Source organism: Stappia sp. 28M-7, from assembly GCF_014252955.1.
Classification (GTDB): Bacteria; Pseudomonadota; Alphaproteobacteria; order Rhizobiales; family Stappiaceae; genus Stappia.
Genome location: NZ_JACMIA010000001.1, coordinates 2,418,148 through 2,436,376, shown reverse-complemented (window position 1 = coordinate 2,436,376; position 18,229 = coordinate 2,418,148). Strand labels below are relative to the sequence as shown.

The window sequence follows — 18,229 nt, the reverse complement described above, 5'->3', positions numbered from 1 at the left end:
TCGCGTGGCAGGTGTTTTGTCTTTGTTTGCAAATCCGTGTCACGAATTGAAACAGGTTTTGATTGTGCGGAAAGAGGCTGCGTTCGCTAAGGGTGTGGCCAGACACCACGGGCGCGATGCCAAAACGGCGCGCACCTGCAGCGGCCTTTGGAGACACTCACATATGTGCGGAATCGTCGGTATCTTGGGAAAGCAGCCGGTCGCAAGCCTGCTTGTCGATGCGCTGAAGCGGCTGGAATATCGTGGCTACGATTCGGCCGGCGTTGCAACGCTCGATGATGGCCGGCTGCTGCGCTGCCGTGCGCCCGGCAAGCTGCGCAACCTTCAGGAAAAGCTGGAGCGCGCACCGCTCGCCGGCCTTGCCGGCATCGGCCACACCCGGTGGGCGACGCACGGCGCGGCGACCGAGGCCAATGCCCATCCGCATTCGGCGCCGGGCGTGACAGTCGTTCATAACGGCATCATCGAAAATTATCTGGAGCTGCGCGGCGAACTGCAGGCGGATGGTGCGCAACTTTCCAGCGACACGGATACGGAAGTCGTCGCGCATATGGTCTCGCGGGAGCTTGCCCGCGGCGCCAGCCCGCGCGATGCAGTGGCCGTGACGCTGCCCAAGCTCAAGGGAGCATTCGCGCTGGCGTTTCTCTTCGAGGGGCAGGGCGACCTGCTGATCGGCGCAAGGCGCGGATCGCCGCTCGCCATCGGCTATGGCGAGGGCGAGATGTTCCTCGGCTCGGACGCCATCGCACTGTCGCCCTTTACCGACCGCATCTCGTATCTGGAGGAAGGCGACTGGGTGGTCCTCACCCGTCACAGCTGCGAGATCATGGATGCCTCGAATACGCCGGTCGAGCGGCCGGTGATCGCCTCGCAGGCCGTCTCCCTTACCATCGATAAGGGCAACTATCGCCACTTCATGGCCAAGGAGATCCACGAGCAGCCGGAGGTCATCGGCCATACGCTGTCGCGCTATCTCGACCTGTCGAAGATGCAGACGACCTTTGCCAACGGCACGTCGATGGACTTCGCACCGCTTGACCGTCTGATCATCTCCGCTTGCGGGACCGCCTATTACGCGGGTCTCGTGGCGAAGTACTGGTTCGAGCGCTACGCAAGGCTGCCCGTCGACATCGACGTGGCCTCCGAGTTCCGCTACCGCGAAATGCCGATCCGCAAGGGCGACATGGCGCTGTTCATCTCGCAGTCCGGCGAGACGGCGGACACGCTGGCGGGCCTTCGCTACTGCAAGTCGCAGGGCATCAAGGTCGCGGCGGTGGTCAACGTGCCGGAATCGACCATCGCCCGCGAGGCGGATCTCGTGTTCCCGACGATTGCGGGTCGCGAGATCGGCGTTGCCTCGACCAAGGCCTTCACCTGCCAGCTCGCTGTCCTTGCCTCGCTCGCGGTGCATGCGGGTGTGCAGCGTGGCCATCTGTCCGCCGGCGAGGCCGCAGGGCTGGTCCGTGCCCTTGCCGAGGTGCCGGGCACGGTCAATCGCGCGCTGTCGCTCGAGGCCGAGGTGGAAGCGCTGGCGCAGCCGCTGTCGCGGGCCCGCGACGTGCTCTATCTGGGGCGCGGCACCAGCTTCCCGCTTGCCATGGAAGGTGCGCTCAAGCTCAAGGAAATCTCGTACATCCACGCAGAAGGCTATCCGGCCGGAGAGCTGAAGCATGGCCCGATCGCGCTGATCGACGAGGATGTTCCGGTCATCGTCATCGCACCGTTCGACCAGGTGTTCGAGAAGACCGTCTCGAACATGGAGGAAGTTGCGGCACGCGGCGGCAAGGTGGTGCTGATCACCGACGAGAAGGGCGCTGCGGCCTGCGGGGCGCCGACCTGGCGCACGGTCGTCGTGCCGGATGTGCCGGAGTTCATCGCGCCGATCGTCTTCGCCCTGCCGGTGCAGCTGCTGGCCTATCACACCGCCGTCTTCATGGGCACGGATGTGGACCAGCCGCGCAATCTCGCGAAATCCGTGACGGTGGAATAAGCGGCAACCGTCCGTATTTTTGATCTGAAGCGAAAAGGCCGCCCGGAGGACCTCCGGGCGGCCTTGTTTTTGCGGGCGTGGAGGGGCGATCAGTTCGCCGGCTTCTGCTCGTCCGTTGCAGCCTCATCGTCGTCGTTTGCGGCAGGGCAGAGCATGCCCAGCGCCCCGACGGTGACGCAGGAGCGGCACCAGGTGATGCCCTGACGCTCCTGCTGCTCCAGCAGTTCCTCCTCGCTCATGCCTTCCGGCGCCGGGATGCAGCTGCGGCCGCAGGGCTCCAGGCTTTCGTCCTCCGCGCTGAGCAGGCTGTAGAGCCGGCCGCTGGCGCAAAGGGCCGGGGCCGCGGCAAACGGGCCGGCCGAGGGAACCTCACCGGCATCGCCGGTGTCGGTGCCGCCCGTATCCGTATCCTCGCCGGTGCCCGTGTCGGGTTCGGTTCCGCCGGTTCCGTTCTCACCGGCCGGGTTGCAGGCGGCAAAGAGCTTGGCCAGCGTCTCGGGGTCGGTATACGGAGCTTCCTCGGTGCCAAGATCGCTGTCCTTACGGAAGCTGGCCCAGGCATCGCGGGTGCGGCGGCCGGTCAGGCCGTCGACCGGGCCGGCATCGTAACCGGCCGAGTTCAGGCAGGCCTGGATCCAGGAGATGTTCTCCTGCGGGGTCGGTGCCGGACGCTCCGGTGCGCAGCCTGCGCCGAAGGGGCGATAGCCCTGCGCGCAGACGCAGCGGTTCTGGTTCGAGGAATAGACGAACGGGAACGTGCAGGCCTGGCTGTCGCGGCGCACGCATTCGCCGCGGTCGACCACATAGCCGCTCGGGCAGATGCAACCGCCTGCGGACCGCGAATACTGCCAGGGAGCGACGCAGGCCGGCGGGGTGACGATCGGCGGGACCGGAACCGGCAGGATGCAGCGGCGCTCGCGGGCGGAGTAGATGTAGGGCAGACGGCAGACCGGCGGGCGGTCCGGCATCACGCAACGGTCGCCGCGGCGCACTTCCGGCGGGCGGCAGACAACAGGGGGCAGCACGCAGCGGCCTGCGCGCATGACACGCGGCGGACGGCACACCTCGGGACGCTCCGGCATGACGCAGCGATTGCCGCGGCGGACCTGCGGCGGCGGGCAGACGATGGGCGGCATGATGCAGCGGCCGTTCTGCATGACCCGCGGAGGTGCGCAGATCACCGGGGCCGGCAGCACGCACCGACCGTTGCGCATGACCCTCGGCGGCAGGCAGACGGCGGGACGCTCAGGCATCTCGCAACGCCCCCCGCGCATCACGCGCGGCGGCGGGCACAGAACCGGCCGGTCGGGACGCACGCAGCGGCCGTTCTGCATCACCCGCGGCGGGGCGCACAGGATTGGCCGTTCGGGCAGGACGATGGGCCTGTCGCGACCAAGGTCCAGCGGCTGGGCAGCAGCCTGGGTCTGCAGCAGGGCGAAAAACGCCAGCGTCATCGCCATCAGCAACCAGACGGCGCCCCTCACGCTTGCGGCCAGGAGTGGCGGGTCGGCGCAGGTGGCGCCCGCAAAGGCATGTGATCTCTTGGTCATTGCCAAATCCTCGCATTCTCTGGTTTGACCGTCGGCCAGTCCTGGCGGGATCGGATGACGGGATGAGGCAAGTCTGCGCGCGCGGTTGTCCTCTCGCCGTGATCGGCATCACATGGTGCGACGCCTTGTCACACGATGGTAAACCACTGGTGAGGAAGAGGCATCAGGCTTCTTCAGTCCGGCTCCGAGCCGGACGGGCGCGAGGCGACATAGGTCGCGCATCCCATCAGGAAGACGCCGACGAAGACTGCCAGCTGCAGCGTCGGCTTCGCCGACAGCAGAAAGACCGCATAACCGAAGGCCATGCCGCTAAGCGCGGCGATCTTGGCACGCGGGCGGATCGCCCGTTCATCGCGCCAGGCGCGGATACCGGGGCCGAACTGCGGATGCTCCAGCAGCCAGGCCTCGAGCGCCGGCGAGGAGCGGGCAAAACAGGCGGTGGCGCCGATGAAGAAGATGGTGGAAGGGAGCAAGGGCAGGAACGCGCCGACGATGCCGATCACCACCAGCGTTGCACCGAGCAGCCGGTAACCGAGACGCAGGGCCCAGGACGTGCCGGGCGTGGGTGCATTCTGGTCCATGAAAGCGGTTTGTCTCCATGGCGACTTGCTCAATCGCTCAGGCTGACTATCAAATGTTCGGGCAGGGGGCTAGTTCGGCGGTGCAACATCGCGATATGCGAGGGTGGGCAGCGCACGAGAGCGGAACGGCCATAGCCGCACCGCCGTATGGCAGGACGTGAAGCGATCATGAGCGGAAGCAGCAATCCCGAAGAGCTGGAGCCAATCTCCGCGCCGGTGGCACGGCCAAGGGCAATGACCCGTTTGCGGAACTATTTCCTGACCGGGCTGATCATTGCCGGTCCGCTCGGCATCACGGCCTATCTGACCTGGTCGATCATCCAGTGGGTGGACGGCTGGATCAAGCCGCTCATCCCGCATGTCTATAATCCGGACACCTATCTTCCGATCCCTGTTCCCGGCGTCGGCCTGATCGTCGCGTTCCTGGCGCTCGTCGTCATCGGCTTCCTGACGGCGAACATCGCCGGCAAGACGTTGCTGTCCTATGGCGAATTGCTGCTGGGCCGCATGCCGGTGGTGCGCAATCTCTACAGTGGCCTGAAGCAGATCTTCGAAACGGTGCTGGCAGAGCGCTCCAACAGTTTCAAGAAGGCCGCGATCATCCAGTATCCGCGCCCGGGCCTGTGGGCGATCGTGTTCATCGCCACGGATGCGCGCGGCGAGGTTGCCCATCGCCTCGATGCGGAAGGGGCGGACGTGACGGCGGTCTTCCTGCCGACCACCCCCAACCCCACCTCCGGCTTTCTGCTCTACGTGCCGAAGAGCGAGATTATCGAGCTGGACATGACGGTCGAGGAAGCGGCGAAGCTGGTGATCTCGGCCGGCCTGGTCAGCCCGGAGTACGAGGCGTTGGCGCCGAGCCTGCCAAAGATGAGCGAGCCGCAACCGGCGGTCACGGACGCCTAAGATCGGCCCGGCTGCTGTTCCGGGAGGTCAACCCGCGCGGAGCAGGCGGACCGCTTCGTCACGGCCGAAGAGATAGAGCAACATACGCAGATGCGGACCGCGCTTGCCGTCCAGCGCCGGCTCGGTCTCCAGCACCAGCCGGGCATCGTCGCGTGCGGTTTCCAGCAGGTCGCCTTGTGTGCCTGCATCGGCAATACGGAAGCCCGGCGTTCCGGACTGGCGGGTACCTAGGATCTCGCCCTCGCCGCGCAGCCGCAGGTCCTCTTCGGCGATCAGGAAGCCGTCATTGGTCTCGCGCATGATCGACAGTCGCGCACGGGCCGTCTCGCCGATTGGCGTCTTGTAGAGCAGCAGGCAGGTCGAGGCTTCCTTGCCGCGCCCGACCCGTCCACGCAGCTGGTGCAGCTGCGACAGGCCGAACCGTTCGGCGTGCTCGATGACGATGATGGAGGCTTCCGGCACGTCGACGCCGACCTCGATCACCGTGGTGGCGACGAGCAGCTGGACTGGCCCGTCCTTGAAGGCGCGCATCGCGGCGTCCTTCTCGTCGCTGCTCTGGCGCCCGTGCACCAGGGCGACGCGCGGTCCCAGGAGCTGAGTCAGGACCGCGTGTCGTTCCTCGGCGGCGGCGAGGTCCGACTTTTCAGACTCCTCGACGAGCGGGCACACCCAATACGCCTTCTTGCCCTCCTGGAGCGCGACGCGCAGGCGCTCGACCACCTCGTCCATCCGGTCGAGCGGCACGGCAACTGTCGTGATCGGCTGGCGGCCGGCGGGCTTCTCCGTCAGGCGAGAGACTTCCATGTCGCCGAAATAGGTGAGCACCAGCGTGCGCGGGATGGGCGTGGCCGTCATCACCAGCATGTCGACGCCCTGTCCCTTGGAGGCGAGCATCAGGCGCTGGTGAACGCCGAAGCGGTGCTGCTCGTCGACGATGGCAAGTCCGAGATTGGCAAAGGCAATGTCCGACTGGAAGAGCGCATGGGTGCCGACCAGCAGGTCGATCTCTCCGGCCTCCAGCGCTGCCCGCGTCTCGCGCTTGTGCCGGGCACCGTCCCGCCCGGTGAGGATGGCAAGGCGAATGCCGGCGGCCTCGCACAGCGGGGCAAGAGAGGCGTGATGCTGGCGGGCAAGGATCTCGGTCGGCGCCATCAATACGGTCTGCGCGCCCGACTCGATGGCCGCCGCAGCCGCCAGCAGGCCGACCACGGTCTTGCCGGCGCCGACATCACCCTGCAGCAGGCGCAACATTCGAATCGGCGAGGCAAGATCCTCCTCGATTTCGGTGACCGCTTGCGCCTGTCCATTGGTGAGAGAGTAGGGAAGGGCGGCCAGGATCCTCGCCTTCAAAACCCCTTCGAACTTGCGGCCAATGCCCCGTGTCTGGCGCAGGGAACGGCGCACGAGGGCCAGCGCCAGCTGGTTGGCGAGAAACTCGTCGTAGCTGAGGCGCGCAAGGGCCGCGCTGTCCTCGCCCTGCTCGGCGAGCCGTGCCTCGTCGGGCCGATGCAGCGCGGTCAGCGCCTCGCGGAACGAAGGCCAGTTGGCCCGCTTGCCATGGGCCGCGTCCAGCCATTCGGGCAGATCCGGCACACGCTCGAGCCCGGCCGCGATAGCCTTTTGCAGCACCTTGCCCGACAGGCCCTGCGTCAGCGGGTAGACGGGCTCGACCAGCGGCAGTGTGTCTGCCTCTTCCGCCGGCACCACATGGTCGGGGTGGACCATCTGCGGGCGGCCATTGAACCACTCGACCCGGCCGGAGACGATGAGATCGGCGCCCACCGGCATGGACTTCTCCAGCCAGCTGGAATTGGCATGGAAAAACACGAAGGCGATCTCGCCGCTGTCGTCGTGGCCGAAGATGCGGTAGGGCGCGCGGCTGGCGCGGGGAGGCGCCTGATGACGGTCGATCCGCACTTCGAGCGTAACGATGGCTCCCTCCGGTGCGCGGGCGATGCCAGGGCGCAAGCGGCGGTCGATGATGCCGCTCGGCATGTGCATCAGCAGGTCGATGACATGCGGCTCGCGTTCCGGATCCGTTCCAAGCAAGCTGGCAAGCCGCACGGCCAACCTGGAGCCGACGCCCGGCAGGGAGGAAACAGGAGCAAACAGCGGGTCGAGGATCGAAGGGCGCATGGACGGAAGGCGGGCCGGTCTTCTGGCTGGTTGACATGCTGCCAAGGGTGCGGTCGCTGGAACCGGCGGCAGCCCCACGCATTGAGTTTCACGCGGGGACCGCTATAACCCGCGCACGATCAGGGTTCTGTCAAGGCCGCACCCATACGGCCGGGCAGAGGCGTCCCCAGGGATGCAGGCGAAGGCAAAGGAAACGGCATGGCAGACCGCACGGTCACCTCCGAAAGCGAACGCGACGATGACAGCGCGCGGCGCAAGCGCATTCTCTATCGCTGCCAGCATCGCGGCATGAAGGAGATGGACATTCTCCTCGGCGGATATGTGGGCGAGAACATCGCCACGATGAGCGAGGCGGATCTTGCCACGCTGGAAGTGCTGATGGACGTTTCCGACCAGGAACTGTTCGCCTGGATGATCGGACGCAAGCCGGTGCCGGCCGAGCACGATACCGGTCTTTACCGCGCCATCGCCGCCTATCGCAGCAAGAACAGCTAAACCTTCCGTCAGCCGCATGGGGCGTGGCTGGCCGGGTCAGGAACGAATCGTGGTCGACAAACTCTCCCTCAAGACAGGCAATGCCGTCATTACGGGCGTGCCGGACGGCGCGGAAGCCTATGTGCTGGCGGCTCTCGTCAAGGATGCAGGACCGGGCCTGGCCCTCGTCTTCGTGGCGCGCGATGCCAGCCATGCCCGCAGCGTGCAGGATGCGCTCGCCTATTTCGCGCCTGATTGCGATGTGCTCGACCTGCCGGCCTGGGATTGTCTCCCCTACGATCGGGTATCGCCGACATCCGCGCTGGTTGCCCGGCGCCTGACCTCGCTGAGCCGGCTTGCCGGCGGGGGCGGGGCCTTCGAGCGGCCGACCATTCTGCTGACCACCGCCAATGCCGCCTTGCAGCGCGTGCCGGTGCCCGATTTCGCCCGCAGTCAGAGCTGGAGCGCCCGTCCGGGCAACCGGGTCGATCTCGGCGGGTTGGTGTCGTGGCTGGAGACCAACGGCTTCGTGCGCTCCTCGACCGTGCAGGATACGGGCGAGTACGCCGTGCGCGGTGGCATCGTCGACGTCTTCGCCCCGGGAATGGAAGCGCCTGTCCGCCTCGATTTCTTCGGCGACACGCTGGAGTCGCTGCGTACCTTCGATACCGAGACCCAGCGCACGACGCGGCAGATCAAGCATCTCGATCTTGTCGCGATGAGCGAGGTCGTGCTGACGGAAGAGGCGATCTCCCGTTTCCGCAAGGGCTATGTGGCGGGCTTCGGCGCGACGGACCGGGACGACATCCTCTACCAGTCGATCAGCGAAGGCCGGCGCTATGCCGGCATGGAGCATTGGCTGCCGCTGTTCCACGAGCGGCTCGCGACCTTGTTCGACTATTGCGCGGGCGTGCCTTTCGTCCTGTCGTCGTCCATCGACGACGTGGTGCGCGAGCGCCAGGACCAGATCTCCGAGCACTATCAGGCGCGTGTCGATGCGCTGGGCAAGGCAGGCGGCTCCGGCTCGGTGCCGTACAAGCCGCTGGCGCCGGACGCGCTCTACCTGACGGGGGAGGAATGGGCGACCTCCCTTGCCGATGGTGCGAGCCTGCGCCTGTCGGCCTTCGACGTGCCGCCCGGAACGGGGCAGCAGGTGCTGGAGCTCGGCGGCCGGCAGGGCCGCAGCTTCGCGGCCGAACGCTCGGCGGGCGATGTCAACGTCTTCGACGCGCTGGCGGCGCATGCCAGCGCTCGCCGCAAGGCAGGCGACCGCATCGTCATCGCCTGCTGGAGCGAGGGATCGCGCGAGCGCCTGTCGCATGTGCTGGCCGACCACGGGCTTGATCGTGCCGCGCCCGTTGCGACCGACCGTGATGCGCTGGGCCTGCCCAAGGGCATGGCTGCGCTCGCCGTGCTCGGCATCGAGCAGGGCTTCGAGGTCGACGGCCTGACCGTCATCTGCGAGCAGGACATTCTCGGCGATCGCCTGGTGCGCCAGCGCCGCCGCAAGGCATCGGGCGCCAATGTCCTGACCGAAGCGGCAAGCCTTGCCCAGAACGATCTTGTGGTCCACGTCGACCACGGCATCGGCCGCTTCATCGGCCTGCGCACCATCGAGGCGGCCGGCGCGCCGCACGATTGTCTCGAGCTGCAATATGCCGGCGGCGACAAGCTGTTCCTGCCGGTCGAGAACATCGAGCTTCTGACCCGCTACGGATCGGAAGACACCGAGGCGCAGCTCGACAAGCTGGGCGGCGGGGCCTGGCAGGCCCGCAAGGCCCGGATGAAGAAGCGGATCCTCGAGATCGCCGACGGGTTGATCAAGACCGCTGCCGCCCGGGCCCTGCGCACTGCTCCGCCCATCGTTCCGCCGGAAGGCGTCTACGACGAGTTTGCGACGCGCTTCCCCTATGACGAGACCGAGGACCAGCTCAACGCCATCGATGCGGTGTTCGAGGATCTCGCATCCGGACGCCCGATGGACCGGCTGGTTTGCGGCGACGTCGGTTTCGGCAAGACTGAGGTTGCCCTGCGCGCTGCCTTCATCGCCGCGATGACGGGGCGCCAGGTTGCGCTGGTCGTGCCGACGACACTGCTGGCCCGCCAGCACTTCAAGACGTTCTCCGAGCGCTTCCAGGGCCTGCCGATCAATGTTGCCCATGCCTCGCGGCTGGTGCCGGCCAAAGACCTTGCGGCGACCAAGAAGGGCCTCGCCGACGGTTCGGTCGATATCGTCGTGGGCACGCACGCCCTGCTCGGCAAGGGCGTCACCTTCCGCGATCTCGGCCTGCTGATCATCGACGAGGAGCAGCATTTCGGCGTGAAGCACAAGGAGAAGCTCAAGGAGCTGAAATCCGAGGTGCATGTGCTGACCCTGTCGGCAACGCCGATCCCGCGCACCCTGCAGCTGGCGCTGACCGGCGTGCGGGAATTGTCGCTGATCGCGACGCCGCCGGTGGACCGGCTTGCCGTGCGCACGTTCATCTCGCCGTTCGATCCGGTGGTGGTGCGCGAGGCGCTGCTGCGCGAGCGCTATCGCGGCGGGCAGAGCTTCTATGTCTGCCCGCGCGTCTCGGATCTCGCCGACCAGAAGGCTTTCCTCGAGCAGAGCGTGCCGGAGGTGAAGGTCGCGGTGGCGCATGGCCAGATGGCGCCGAGCGAGCTGGAAGACGTCATGAACGCCTTCTACGAGGGCAAATACGACGTGCTGCTGTCGACGACCATCGTTGAGTCGGGCCTCGATATTCCGACCGCCAACACGCTGATCGTCCACCGGGCGGACATGTTCGGCCTTGCCCAGCTCTACCAGCTGCGCGGGCGTGTCGGCCGGTCGAAGACGCGGGCCTATGCGCTGTTCACGGTGCCGGCCAACAAGTCGCTGACGACCACCGCCGACCGCCGTCTCAAGGTGCTGCAGTCGCTCGACAGCCTCGGTGCCGGCTTCCAGCTCGCCAGCCACGATCTCGACATTCGCGGTGCGGGCAACCTGCTCGGCGAGGAGCAGTCGGGCCACATCAAGGAAGTCGGTTTCGAACTCTACCAACAGATGCTGGAGGAGGCGGTGGCGCAGCTGCGCACCGGCGACGACACGGAAGCGGAAGAGACCTGGTCTCCGCAGATCCAGGTCGGCACGCCGGTTCTCATTCCGGAGAGCTATGTCGCCGACCTGCCGCTGCGCCTGTCGCTCTATCGGCGTCTGGCGGACCTTTCGGCGCCGGAAGATATCGATGCGTTCGGCGCCGAGCTCATCGACCGTTTCGGTCCGCTGCCGGAAGAGGTGGAGCACCTGTTGAAGATCGTCTTCATCAAGGGGCTGTGCCGCCGGGCCAATGTGGAGAAGATCGATGCCGGACCGAAGGGCGTGGTCATCGCCTTCCGCAACAGCTCCTTCGCCAATCCGGCTGGCCTGGTCTCCTACATCGCCGAGCAGGGTGTGCTGGCGAAGATCCGCCCCGATCAGAAGGTGGTTCTGGTGCGCGACTGGGACAGCGCCGAGCAGCGGCTCAAGGGCAGTGCCGCCGTCCTGCTCAAGCTGGTGCGCCTTGCTGAGGCCGAAACTGCTGCCGCCTGAGCCTTTCGCTCGGGCGGCAACCAACCATTAAGGCTGTTGGCCGATAGTGGTCCCGTCGAACTGTTCGTATCGAGTCGGGTCGCTTCCGTGCCGTTCAATTCCACCCGTTACCGCCGCCGCACCCTTCGCCAGCGCCTCACGGTGCCCGCGATTGCCGTGGGGCTTGTCGCCTACTTCGCCTTTCACGCGCTGAATGGCGAACTCGGTCTCGTGGGCAAAGCCCGGATCGAGCACCGCTACGCCGAGCTGGAAAAAGAGCTTGCCGTGGTGCGGGGGGAGCGCGAAGAATTGCTGAGGCGCGTGATGTTGCTGCGCCCCGAGAGCCTCGATCCGGACATGATCGACGAGCGCGCGCGCGCGAGCCTCAATCTGGTGAACCCGCAGGAGCTTGCAATCCTGCGACCGAGCCATGCCTCGGCAAAATAACCAAAATTCAGTTCATAATGTATATTGAACCGAATTTCTGTTAAAATTCGAAAAGTCTATATATATCAATTATTTGATCTGTTTTTCGACTCGGTAACTTCCGGCTTTCATTGACTTTTCGCCTCGCGTACCTTCCGCTAGATTGTTGAAGGGGAAACGCCGTCCCGCAAGGGGCGCAAAACCGAGACGAGGGACATGGCTGGAACGTCTGGCAAGGCCTCCGGTGCACGCTCGAAGAGCGCTGCCCGGTCGAAGGGAGGGGCGGCCAAATCGTCGCCCGCGATCGTAGAGTTCACCAAGGAGCAGGAACTGGGTGCCTATCGGCACATGCTGCTCATTCGCCGCTTTGAGGAAAAGGCCGGCCAGCTTTATGGCATGGGCCTGATCGGTGGCTTCTGTCACCTTTATATCGGCCAGGAAGCAGTCGTCGTCGGCATGCGCATGGCATCCAAGGACGGCGACCAGATGATCACCGGCTATCGTGATCACGGCCATATGCTCGCCATGGACATGGACCCGAAGGGCGTCATGGCCGAGCTGACCGGACGTCGGGGCGGCTATTCCAAGGGGAAGGGCGGCTCCATGCACATGTTCTCCAAGGAAAAGCAGTTCTACGGCGGCCACGGCATCGTCGGCGCCCAGGTCTCGCTCGGCACCGGCCTTGGCTTCGCCAACCGCTACCGCGAGAACGGTGCGGTCGCGATGACCTTCTTCGGCGACGGCGCCTCCAACCAGGGCCAGGTCTACGAGAGCTTCAACATGGCGCAGCTCTGGAAGCTGCCCGTGGTCTATGTCATCGAGAACAACAAGTACGGCATGGGCACCAGCATCGAGCGTGCCTCCGCGACGACGGACCTGTCCCAGCGCGGCGCCTCGTTCGGCATTCCCGGCGAGCAGGTCGACGGCATGGACGTGCGCGCCGTCATGGCGGCCAGCGAGAAGGCGCTCGAGCATTGCCGCTCGGGCAAGGGCCCGTACATCCTCGAAATGATCACCTATCGCTATCGCGGCCACTCCATGTCCGACCCGGCCAAGTACCGGTCGAAGGAGGAGGTCCAGAAGATGCGCACCGAGCACGATCCGATCGAGCAGGTCCGCAAGCGTCTGCTGGAGAACGGGTGGGCGAGCGAGGATGACCTCAAGGCCATCGACAAGGAGGTGCGCGAGATCGTGGCGGAGTCCGCCGAGTTCGCGCAGACGGATCCGGAGCCGGATGTATCCGAGCTCTACACCGACATTCTTCTTTGATCGCGGGAGCGTACGATGCCGATTGAGATTCTGATGCCGGCCCTCTCCCCGACGATGGAAGAGGGCACCCTGGCCAAATGGGTGAAGAAGGAAGGCGACAGCGTCGCCGCCGGCGATGTGATCGCCGAAATCGAGACCGACAAGGCGACCATGGAAGTCGAGGCGGTCGACGAGGGCGTGCTCGGCAAGATCCTCGTTGCTGAGGGGACCGAGAACGTCAAGGTCAACACGCCGATCGCCATGCTGCTGGGCGAGGACGAGGACGCATCCGCCCTCGACGCCGCGCCGAAGACCGCCGCAGCGCCTGCGCCGCAGGAAAAGGAAGCCGAGGCTCCGGCGGAGAAGCCGGCTCCGGTTGCCGCAGCGCCCGTTGCTCCGGCCCCTGACGACGTGAGCGATCCGGATGTGCCGGAAGGCACGCCGATGGTGAAGACCACCGTTCGCGAAGCGCTGCGCGATGCGATGGCGGAAGAGATGCGCCGTGACGGCGATGTCTTCCTGATGGGCGAGGAAGTCGCCGAGTACCAGGGAGCGTACAAGATCTCGCAAGGCTTGCTCGAGGAGTTCGGTGCCAAGCGCGTCATCGACACCCCGATTACCGAGCACGGCTTCACGGGTCTTGGCGTGGGTGCAGCGATGGCCGGCCTCAAGCCGATCGTCGAGTTCATGACCTTCAACTTCGCCATGCAGGCGATCGACCAGATCATCAACTCCGCCGCCAAGACGCTCTACATGTCCGGCGGCCAGATGGGCGCGCCGATCGTGTTCCGCGGCGCCAACGGTGCGGCGGCCCGCGTCGCAGCCCAGCACAGCCAGGACTATGCGGCCTGGTACGCCCACGTTCCGGGCCTCAAGGTCGTGCAGCCCTGGTCGGCGGCCGACGCCAAGGGTCTGCTCAAGGCCGCGATCCGCGACCCGAACCCGGTCGTCTTCCTCGAGAACGAGATCCTCTACGGCCAGACCTTCGAGATCCCGGATGTCGAGGACTTCGTCCTGCCGATCGGCAAGGCCAAGGTCGAGCGCAAGGGCAGCGATGTGACCATCGTCTCATGGGGCATCGGCATGACCTACGTCATGAAGGCAGTCGAGGAACTGGCGGCTGCGGGCATTTCCGCGGAAGTGGTCAACCTGCGCTCGATCCGTCCGCTCGACATCGACACGGTCATCGCGTCGGTGAAGAAGACCGGCCGTCTGGTCACGGTCGAGGAAGCCTACCCGATGTGCTCGGTTTCCGCGGAAATCGGCTATCAGGTCCAGGAGAAGGCGTTCGACTGGCTCGACGCGCCGATCCTGCGGGTCACCGGCAAGGATGTGCCGATGCCCTATGCGGCCAACCTCGAAAAGCTGGCTCTGCCTTCGGTGAAGGAAGTCATCGACGCGGTCAAAGCCGTCACCTACACGGCCTGAGGCGGGGAAGAGACGATGCCAATCAAGATTTTGATGCCGGCCCTCTCGCCGACGATGGAAGAGGGCAATCTCGCCAGGTGGCTGGTCAAGGAGGGCGACACCGTCTCCTCCGGCGACGTCATCGCGGAAATCGAGACCGACAAGGCGACCATGGAAGTCGAAGCGGTCGACGAGGGCACGGTCGGCAAGATCCTCGTTGCGGAAGGCACCGAGGGTGTGAAGGTCAACGAGGTCATCGCGCTGCTGCTGGAAGAGGGGGAGGATGCCTCCTCCCTCGACGGCGCCGCGAAGGCCGACGCCGCGCCGGCCAAGGCGGAGGCTCCGGCAAAGTCCGAGGCCCCGGCCAAGTCGGAACCGTCCGCTCCGGCAGCCGCCCAGCAGGCGGCCCCCGCCAAGGCGCCGCCGGCGCCGGCCAGCGACAAGGGCGAGCGCATCTTTGCCTCGCCGCTCGCGCGCCGGCTTGCGGCGCAGGACGGTCTCGATCTTGCCGCGATCTCCGGCTCCGGTCCGCATGGCCGCATCGTCAAGCGCGATGTGGACGAAGCGCTGAAGTCCGGTACCGGCCGCAAGGGTGCGGATACACCGAAGGCCGCTGCGGCCGAAAAGCCCGCTGCTGCCGAGGCTCCCAAGGCTGCCGCGCCGTCTGGCATGGCGGATTCCCAGGTGCTCAAGCTCTTCGAGGAGGGTAGCTACGAGGTCGTGCCGCATGACAACATGCGCAAGACCATCGCCAAGCGCCTGACGGAGTCCAAGCAGACCGTGCCGCATTTCTACCTGACGGTGGATTGCGAGCTCGACGCGCTGCTGGCCCTTCGTGCCCAGCTCAACGACGCGGCGCCGAAGGACAAGGACGGCAAGCCGGCCTACAAGCTCTCGGTCAACGACATGGTCATCAAGGCCCATGCGCTGGCGCTGAAGGCGGTGCCGGCGGCCAATGCCAGCTGGACCGACGGCGGCATGCTGGTCCACAAGCACGCCGATGTCGGCGTTGCCGTGGCCATCGAGGGCGGCCTGATCACCCCGATCATCCGCCGTGCCGACGAGAAGACCCTGTCAGCGATCTCCAACGAGATGAAGGACCTGGCTGGCCGCGCCCGCAGCCGCAAGCTGCAGCCGCAGGAATACCAGGGCGGCACCACCTCCGTGTCCAATCTCGGCATGTTCGGGATCAAGGACTTCGCTGCGGTGATCAATCCGCCGCACGCGACCATTCTCGCGGTCGGTGCCGGCGAGCAGCGCGCCGTGGTCAAGAACGGCGCCTTGGCAATTGCCACCGTCATGTCGGTGACCCTGTCGACCGACCACCGCGCGGTCGACGGCGCCCTCGGCGCGGAATTGATGTCTGCGTTCCGGCAGTTCATCGAAAACCCGATGAGCATGCTGGTGTGATAGGACGGCCGGCGCCCTGCTGTGGCGCCGGCCGTCTTGCCATCTATTCCGTTTCCGCCGGGCGCAGCCTTCCGGCGCGCCCGCCGTCCTATCTGGAGGACTTTTCATGAGCGGTACGTCCTACGACGTCATCATCATCGGCTCGGGCCCGGGAGGCTATGTCACGGCCATCCGTGCGGCGCAGCTCGGACTCAAGACCGCGATCGTCGAGCGCGAGCATCTTGGCGGCATCTGCCTTAACTGGGGCTGCATTCCCACCAAGGCGCTGCTCCGGTCCGCGGAGATCCTCGATCACGCCAACCATGCCAAGAGCTACGGCCTCAAGCTCGAGGGCAAGATGACCGCCGACGTCAAGGACGTGGTCGCCCGCTCGCGCGGCGTCTCGGCCCGTCTCAACGGCGGCGTCGCCTTCCTGATGAAGAAGAACAAGATCGACGTGATCTGGGGCGAGGCGAAGCTGACCAAGCCCGGCGAGATCAGCGTCGGCAAGTCGACGAAGCCGGTGGTCGAGCCGCAGAACCCTGTGCCGAAGGGCGTCAAGGGCGAGGGCACCTACACCGCCAAGCACATCATCGTTGCGACCGGCGCGCGTCCGCGCGCCCTGCCGGGCATCGAGCCGGACGGCAAGCTGATCTGGACCTATTTCGAGGCGATGAAGCCGGACGTCATGCCCAAGTCGCTGGTCGTGATGGGCTCGGGCGCCATCGGCATCGAGTTCGCCTCCTTCTACCGTTCGATGGGCGCCGAGGTGACCGTCGTCGAGGTGATGCCGCAGGTCATGCCGGTGGAAGACGCCGAGATCTCCGCCTTCGCCCGCAAGCAGCTGGAAAAGCGCGGCCTCAAGATCCTCACCGAGGCCAAGGTCGCCAAGGTTGAGAAGGGCGCGAATTCCGTCACCGCGCATGTGGAGACCAAGGATGGCAAGGTCGAGAAGATCACGGCCGACCGTCTGATCTCCGCCGTTGGCGTCCAGGGCAATATCGAAGGCCTCGGCCTCGAGTCGCTCGGCGTCAAAACCGACCGCGGCTGCATCGTCATCGACGGCTACGGCAAGACCAACGTGCCGGGCATCTACGCCATTGGTGACGTCGCCGGTCCGCCGATGCTGGCTCACAAGGCCGAGCACGAGGGCGTCATCTGCATCGAGAAGATCGCCGGCGTTCCGGGTGTCCACCCGATGGAGAAGGGCCGCATTCCGGGCTGCACCTACTGCAACCCGCAGGTCGCCTCCGTCGGCCTCACAGAAGCCAAGGCCAAGGAGCAGGGCCGCGACATCCGCGTCGGCCGCTACAGCTTCGCGGCCAACGGCAAGGCGATCGCGCTCGGCGAGGACCAGGGCATGATCAAGACGATCTTCGACAAGAAGACCGGCGAGCTGATCGGCGCCCACATGGTCGGCGCTGAAGTGACCGAGCTGATCCAGGGCTTCGTGGTCGCCATGAACCTGGAGACCACCGAGGAAGAGCTGATGCACACGATCTTCCCGCATCCGACCCTGTCGGAAATGATGAAGGAAAGCGTGCTCGACGCCTATGGCCGGGTACTGAACGCGTAGAGCGTCCCAAGTACAGCTTCTGTACAGGGGGCTTCCTTCGATGTCATCTTTGTATTTTAGAATCTCGGCCGTTTATTCAACGGCGCGCAAGGTTTAATGGTTTCAAAGGTGGTTGGATGCGAGAAGAACAAAAAATCGTCATAGAAAGAACTGAAAAAGCGCTTGATCGTAATAATGCGCGTTATATCGCATGCATGCAGCATTCTGCAAGTTACGGAATGCTTGCAGTTAGGAGTGCGTTTATTCTTAATGGCGCGGCTTTATTTGCACTTCCTCCTGTCTACATTTCGTTGTTGCGGGAGGCTCCACAGCAGGAGCCGTCACTTCTATATTTACCCGCCACAATGTTCGTTTTGGGAATCGTTTTTGCGGCCCTGTGTGCAGGAGGCGCTTACATAAACTTCCAAATCGGAGCTTTATCGGAACGATTCGAAAAGAATACTGAGAGTATTAATATTATAAAATATAATGATAATCAATACTATGAAAGAAATGAAAAGATATATGATGATTACATTAAAGAAATTCAACCATCTATTGCCAAAATCAGTCGTTGGGTGACGGGAACTGCGTGGGTATCTTTATTATTTGGAATTTTGTCTTTTGTTTTGTTTTTCATCGGGTGTTATTTTGCAGGAGGGGCTCTATTCTATACCTAGTGATGGGGGATTCGCTATGGAACTCGAAAACATTCTGATCTGGTGTGTGATCGGTCTGGTCGCGGGCTGGTTGGCAAGCTTCGTGCTCGGCGGAGGTGGTTTGATCCGCTATCTGGTCTCCGGCCTGATCGGCGCGTTCGTCGGCGGTTTCCTGTTCAACCTGCTCGGCATCGACATCAATCTCGGCAATGCCATCGTCAACCAGATCGTGGTCGCGACCGTCGGTGCGATTGTCGTCGTTTTCGTCGCGCGACGGATCAGTTGACGGACGCCGTCCGGTTCTCGCGAGTGTCGAAAGCTCCTTCTTTCCAAGGCTGAATTTTCCGAAAGGGACTAT

The 18,229-nt window shown here is 64.9% G+C and carries 14 protein-coding genes; 11 read left to right on the top strand and 3 right to left on the bottom strand.

Annotated elements, in window-relative coordinates; all coding sequences use genetic code 11:
* Positions 1 to 163 precede the first annotated feature (163 nt).
* Positions 164 to 1,990, top strand: a complete 1,827-nt coding sequence (gene glmS, locus H7H34_RS10695; RefSeq protein ID WP_185925186.1) for a glutamine--fructose-6-phosphate transaminase (isomerizing) — start codon at positions 164 to 166, stop codon at positions 1,988 to 1,990.
* A gap of 89 nt (positions 1,991 to 2,079) precedes the next feature.
* Here glmS and H7H34_RS10690 read toward each other — a convergent pair whose 3' ends face one another.
* Together H7H34_RS10690 and H7H34_RS10685 are read right to left on the bottom strand one after the other, a co-directional pair.
* Positions 2,080 to 3,540 (bottom strand): peptidoglycan-binding domain-containing protein, encoded by a 1,461-nt coding sequence (locus H7H34_RS10690; protein WP_185925185.1) that lies wholly within the window; start codon positions 3,538 to 3,540, stop codon positions 2,080 to 2,082.
* A gap of 173 nt (positions 3,541 to 3,713) precedes the next feature.
* On the bottom strand, positions 3,714 to 4,121 hold the full coding sequence (locus H7H34_RS10685; RefSeq protein ID WP_185925184.1) for a YbaN family protein: 408 nt from the start codon (positions 4,119 to 4,121) through the stop codon (positions 3,714 to 3,716).
* A gap of 234 nt (positions 4,122 to 4,355) precedes the next feature.
* On the opposite strand from H7H34_RS10685, the gene H7H34_RS10680 reads away from it, so the two are divergent.
* Complete coding sequence (locus H7H34_RS10680; protein WP_208996673.1) at positions 4,356 to 5,027, top strand: DUF502 domain-containing protein; 672 nt, start codon at positions 4,356 to 4,358, stop codon at positions 5,025 to 5,027.
* Positions 5,028 to 5,054: 27 nt separating this feature from the next.
* Here H7H34_RS10680 and recG read toward each other — a convergent pair whose 3' ends face one another.
* Positions 5,055 to 7,163, bottom strand: a complete 2,109-nt coding sequence (recG, locus tag H7H34_RS10675) for an ATP-dependent DNA helicase RecG (RefSeq protein WP_185925183.1) — start codon at positions 7,161 to 7,163, stop codon at positions 5,055 to 5,057.
* A 198-nt stretch (positions 7,164 to 7,361) separates the two neighbouring features.
* On the opposite strand from recG, the gene H7H34_RS10670 reads away from it, so the two are divergent.
* The 9 genes from H7H34_RS10670 to H7H34_RS10630 all read left to right on the top strand — a co-directional run bounded on the left by H7H34_RS10670 (position 7,362) and on the right by H7H34_RS10630 (position 18,157).
* Positions 7,362 to 7,658 (top strand): FAD assembly factor SdhE, encoded by a 297-nt coding sequence (locus tag H7H34_RS10670; protein ID WP_120267916.1) that lies wholly within the window; start codon positions 7,362 to 7,364, stop codon positions 7,656 to 7,658.
* A gap of 49 nt (positions 7,659 to 7,707) precedes the next feature.
* Positions 7,708 to 11,208, top strand: coding sequence for a transcription-repair coupling factor (gene mfd, locus H7H34_RS10665; RefSeq protein WP_371811382.1), 3,501 nt, complete (start codon positions 7,708 to 7,710; stop codon positions 11,206 to 11,208).
* An 87-nt stretch (positions 11,209 to 11,295) separates the two neighbouring features.
* Positions 11,296 to 11,634 carry an FtsB family cell division protein gene (locus H7H34_RS23615; RefSeq protein WP_208996637.1) on the top strand — a complete coding sequence of 113 codons (339 nt, stop codon included), beginning with the start codon at positions 11,296 to 11,298 and terminating at the stop codon, positions 11,632 to 11,634.
* Between the two features lie 195 nt (positions 11,635 to 11,829).
* A complete protein-coding gene (gene pdhA / locus H7H34_RS10655; RefSeq protein WP_120267918.1) occupies positions 11,830 to 12,882 on the top strand; it encodes a pyruvate dehydrogenase (acetyl-transferring) E1 component subunit alpha in 1,053 nt (350 codons plus the stop codon).
* Positions 12,883 to 12,897: 15 nt separating this feature from the next.
* Positions 12,898 to 14,289: a pyruvate dehydrogenase complex E1 component subunit beta gene (locus H7H34_RS10650; protein ID WP_120267919.1), complete on the top strand. Its 1,392-nt coding sequence runs from the start codon at positions 12,898 to 12,900 to the stop codon at positions 14,287 to 14,289.
* 15 nt (positions 14,290 to 14,304) lie between these two features.
* A complete protein-coding gene (locus H7H34_RS10645) occupies positions 14,305 to 15,678 on the top strand; it encodes a pyruvate dehydrogenase complex dihydrolipoamide acetyltransferase (RefSeq protein WP_185925181.1) in 1,374 nt (457 codons plus the stop codon).
* Between the two features lie 106 nt (positions 15,679 to 15,784).
* Positions 15,785 to 17,233 carry a dihydrolipoyl dehydrogenase gene (gene lpdA / locus H7H34_RS10640; protein WP_185925180.1) on the top strand — a complete coding sequence of 483 codons (1,449 nt, stop codon included), beginning with the start codon at positions 15,785 to 15,787 and terminating at the stop codon, positions 17,231 to 17,233.
* A 116-nt stretch (positions 17,234 to 17,349) separates the two neighbouring features.
* Positions 17,350 to 17,892: a hypothetical protein gene (locus H7H34_RS10635; RefSeq protein ID WP_185925179.1), complete on the top strand. Its 543-nt coding sequence runs from the start codon at positions 17,350 to 17,352 to the stop codon at positions 17,890 to 17,892.
* A 16-nt stretch (positions 17,893 to 17,908) separates the two neighbouring features.
* A complete protein-coding gene (locus H7H34_RS10630) occupies positions 17,909 to 18,157 on the top strand; it encodes a GlsB/YeaQ/YmgE family stress response membrane protein (protein WP_185925178.1) in 249 nt (82 codons plus the stop codon).
* The last annotated feature ends 72 nt before the right edge of the window (positions 18,158 to 18,229 follow it).

What these genes read in the sequence shown, in the direction of transcription:
- glmS (WP_185925186.1), top strand. Translation starts at nt 164, where the DNA reads ATGTGCGGAATCGTCGGTATCTTGGGAAAGCAGCCGGTCGCAAGCCTG.
- H7H34_RS10690 (WP_185925185.1), bottom strand. Translation starts at nt 3,540, where the DNA reads ATGACCAAGAGATCACATGCCTTTGCGGGCGCCACCTGCGCCGACCCG.
- H7H34_RS10685 (WP_185925184.1), bottom strand. Translation starts at nt 4,121, where the DNA reads ATGGACCAGAATGCACCCACGCCCGGCACGTCCTGGGCCCTGCGTCTC.
- H7H34_RS10680 (WP_208996673.1), top strand. Translation starts at nt 4,356, where the DNA reads ATGACCCGTTTGCGGAACTATTTCCTGACCGGGCTGATCATTGCCGGT.
- recG (WP_185925183.1), bottom strand. Translation starts at nt 7,163, where the DNA reads ATGCGCCCTTCGATCCTCGACCCGCTGTTTGCTCCTGTTTCCTCCCTG.
- H7H34_RS10670 (WP_120267916.1), top strand. Translation starts at nt 7,362, where the DNA reads ATGGCAGACCGCACGGTCACCTCCGAAAGCGAACGCGACGATGACAGC.
- pdhA (WP_120267918.1), top strand. Translation starts at nt 11,830, where the DNA reads ATGGCTGGAACGTCTGGCAAGGCCTCCGGTGCACGCTCGAAGAGCGCT.
- H7H34_RS10650 (WP_120267919.1), top strand. Translation starts at nt 12,898, where the DNA reads ATGCCGATTGAGATTCTGATGCCGGCCCTCTCCCCGACGATGGAAGAG.
- H7H34_RS10645 (WP_185925181.1), top strand. Translation starts at nt 14,305, where the DNA reads ATGCCAATCAAGATTTTGATGCCGGCCCTCTCGCCGACGATGGAAGAG.
- lpdA (WP_185925180.1), top strand. Translation starts at nt 15,785, where the DNA reads ATGAGCGGTACGTCCTACGACGTCATCATCATCGGCTCGGGCCCGGGA.
- H7H34_RS10635 (WP_185925179.1), top strand. Translation starts at nt 17,350, where the DNA reads ATGCGAGAAGAACAAAAAATCGTCATAGAAAGAACTGAAAAAGCGCTT.
- H7H34_RS10630 (WP_185925178.1), top strand. Translation starts at nt 17,909, where the DNA reads ATGGAACTCGAAAACATTCTGATCTGGTGTGTGATCGGTCTGGTCGCG.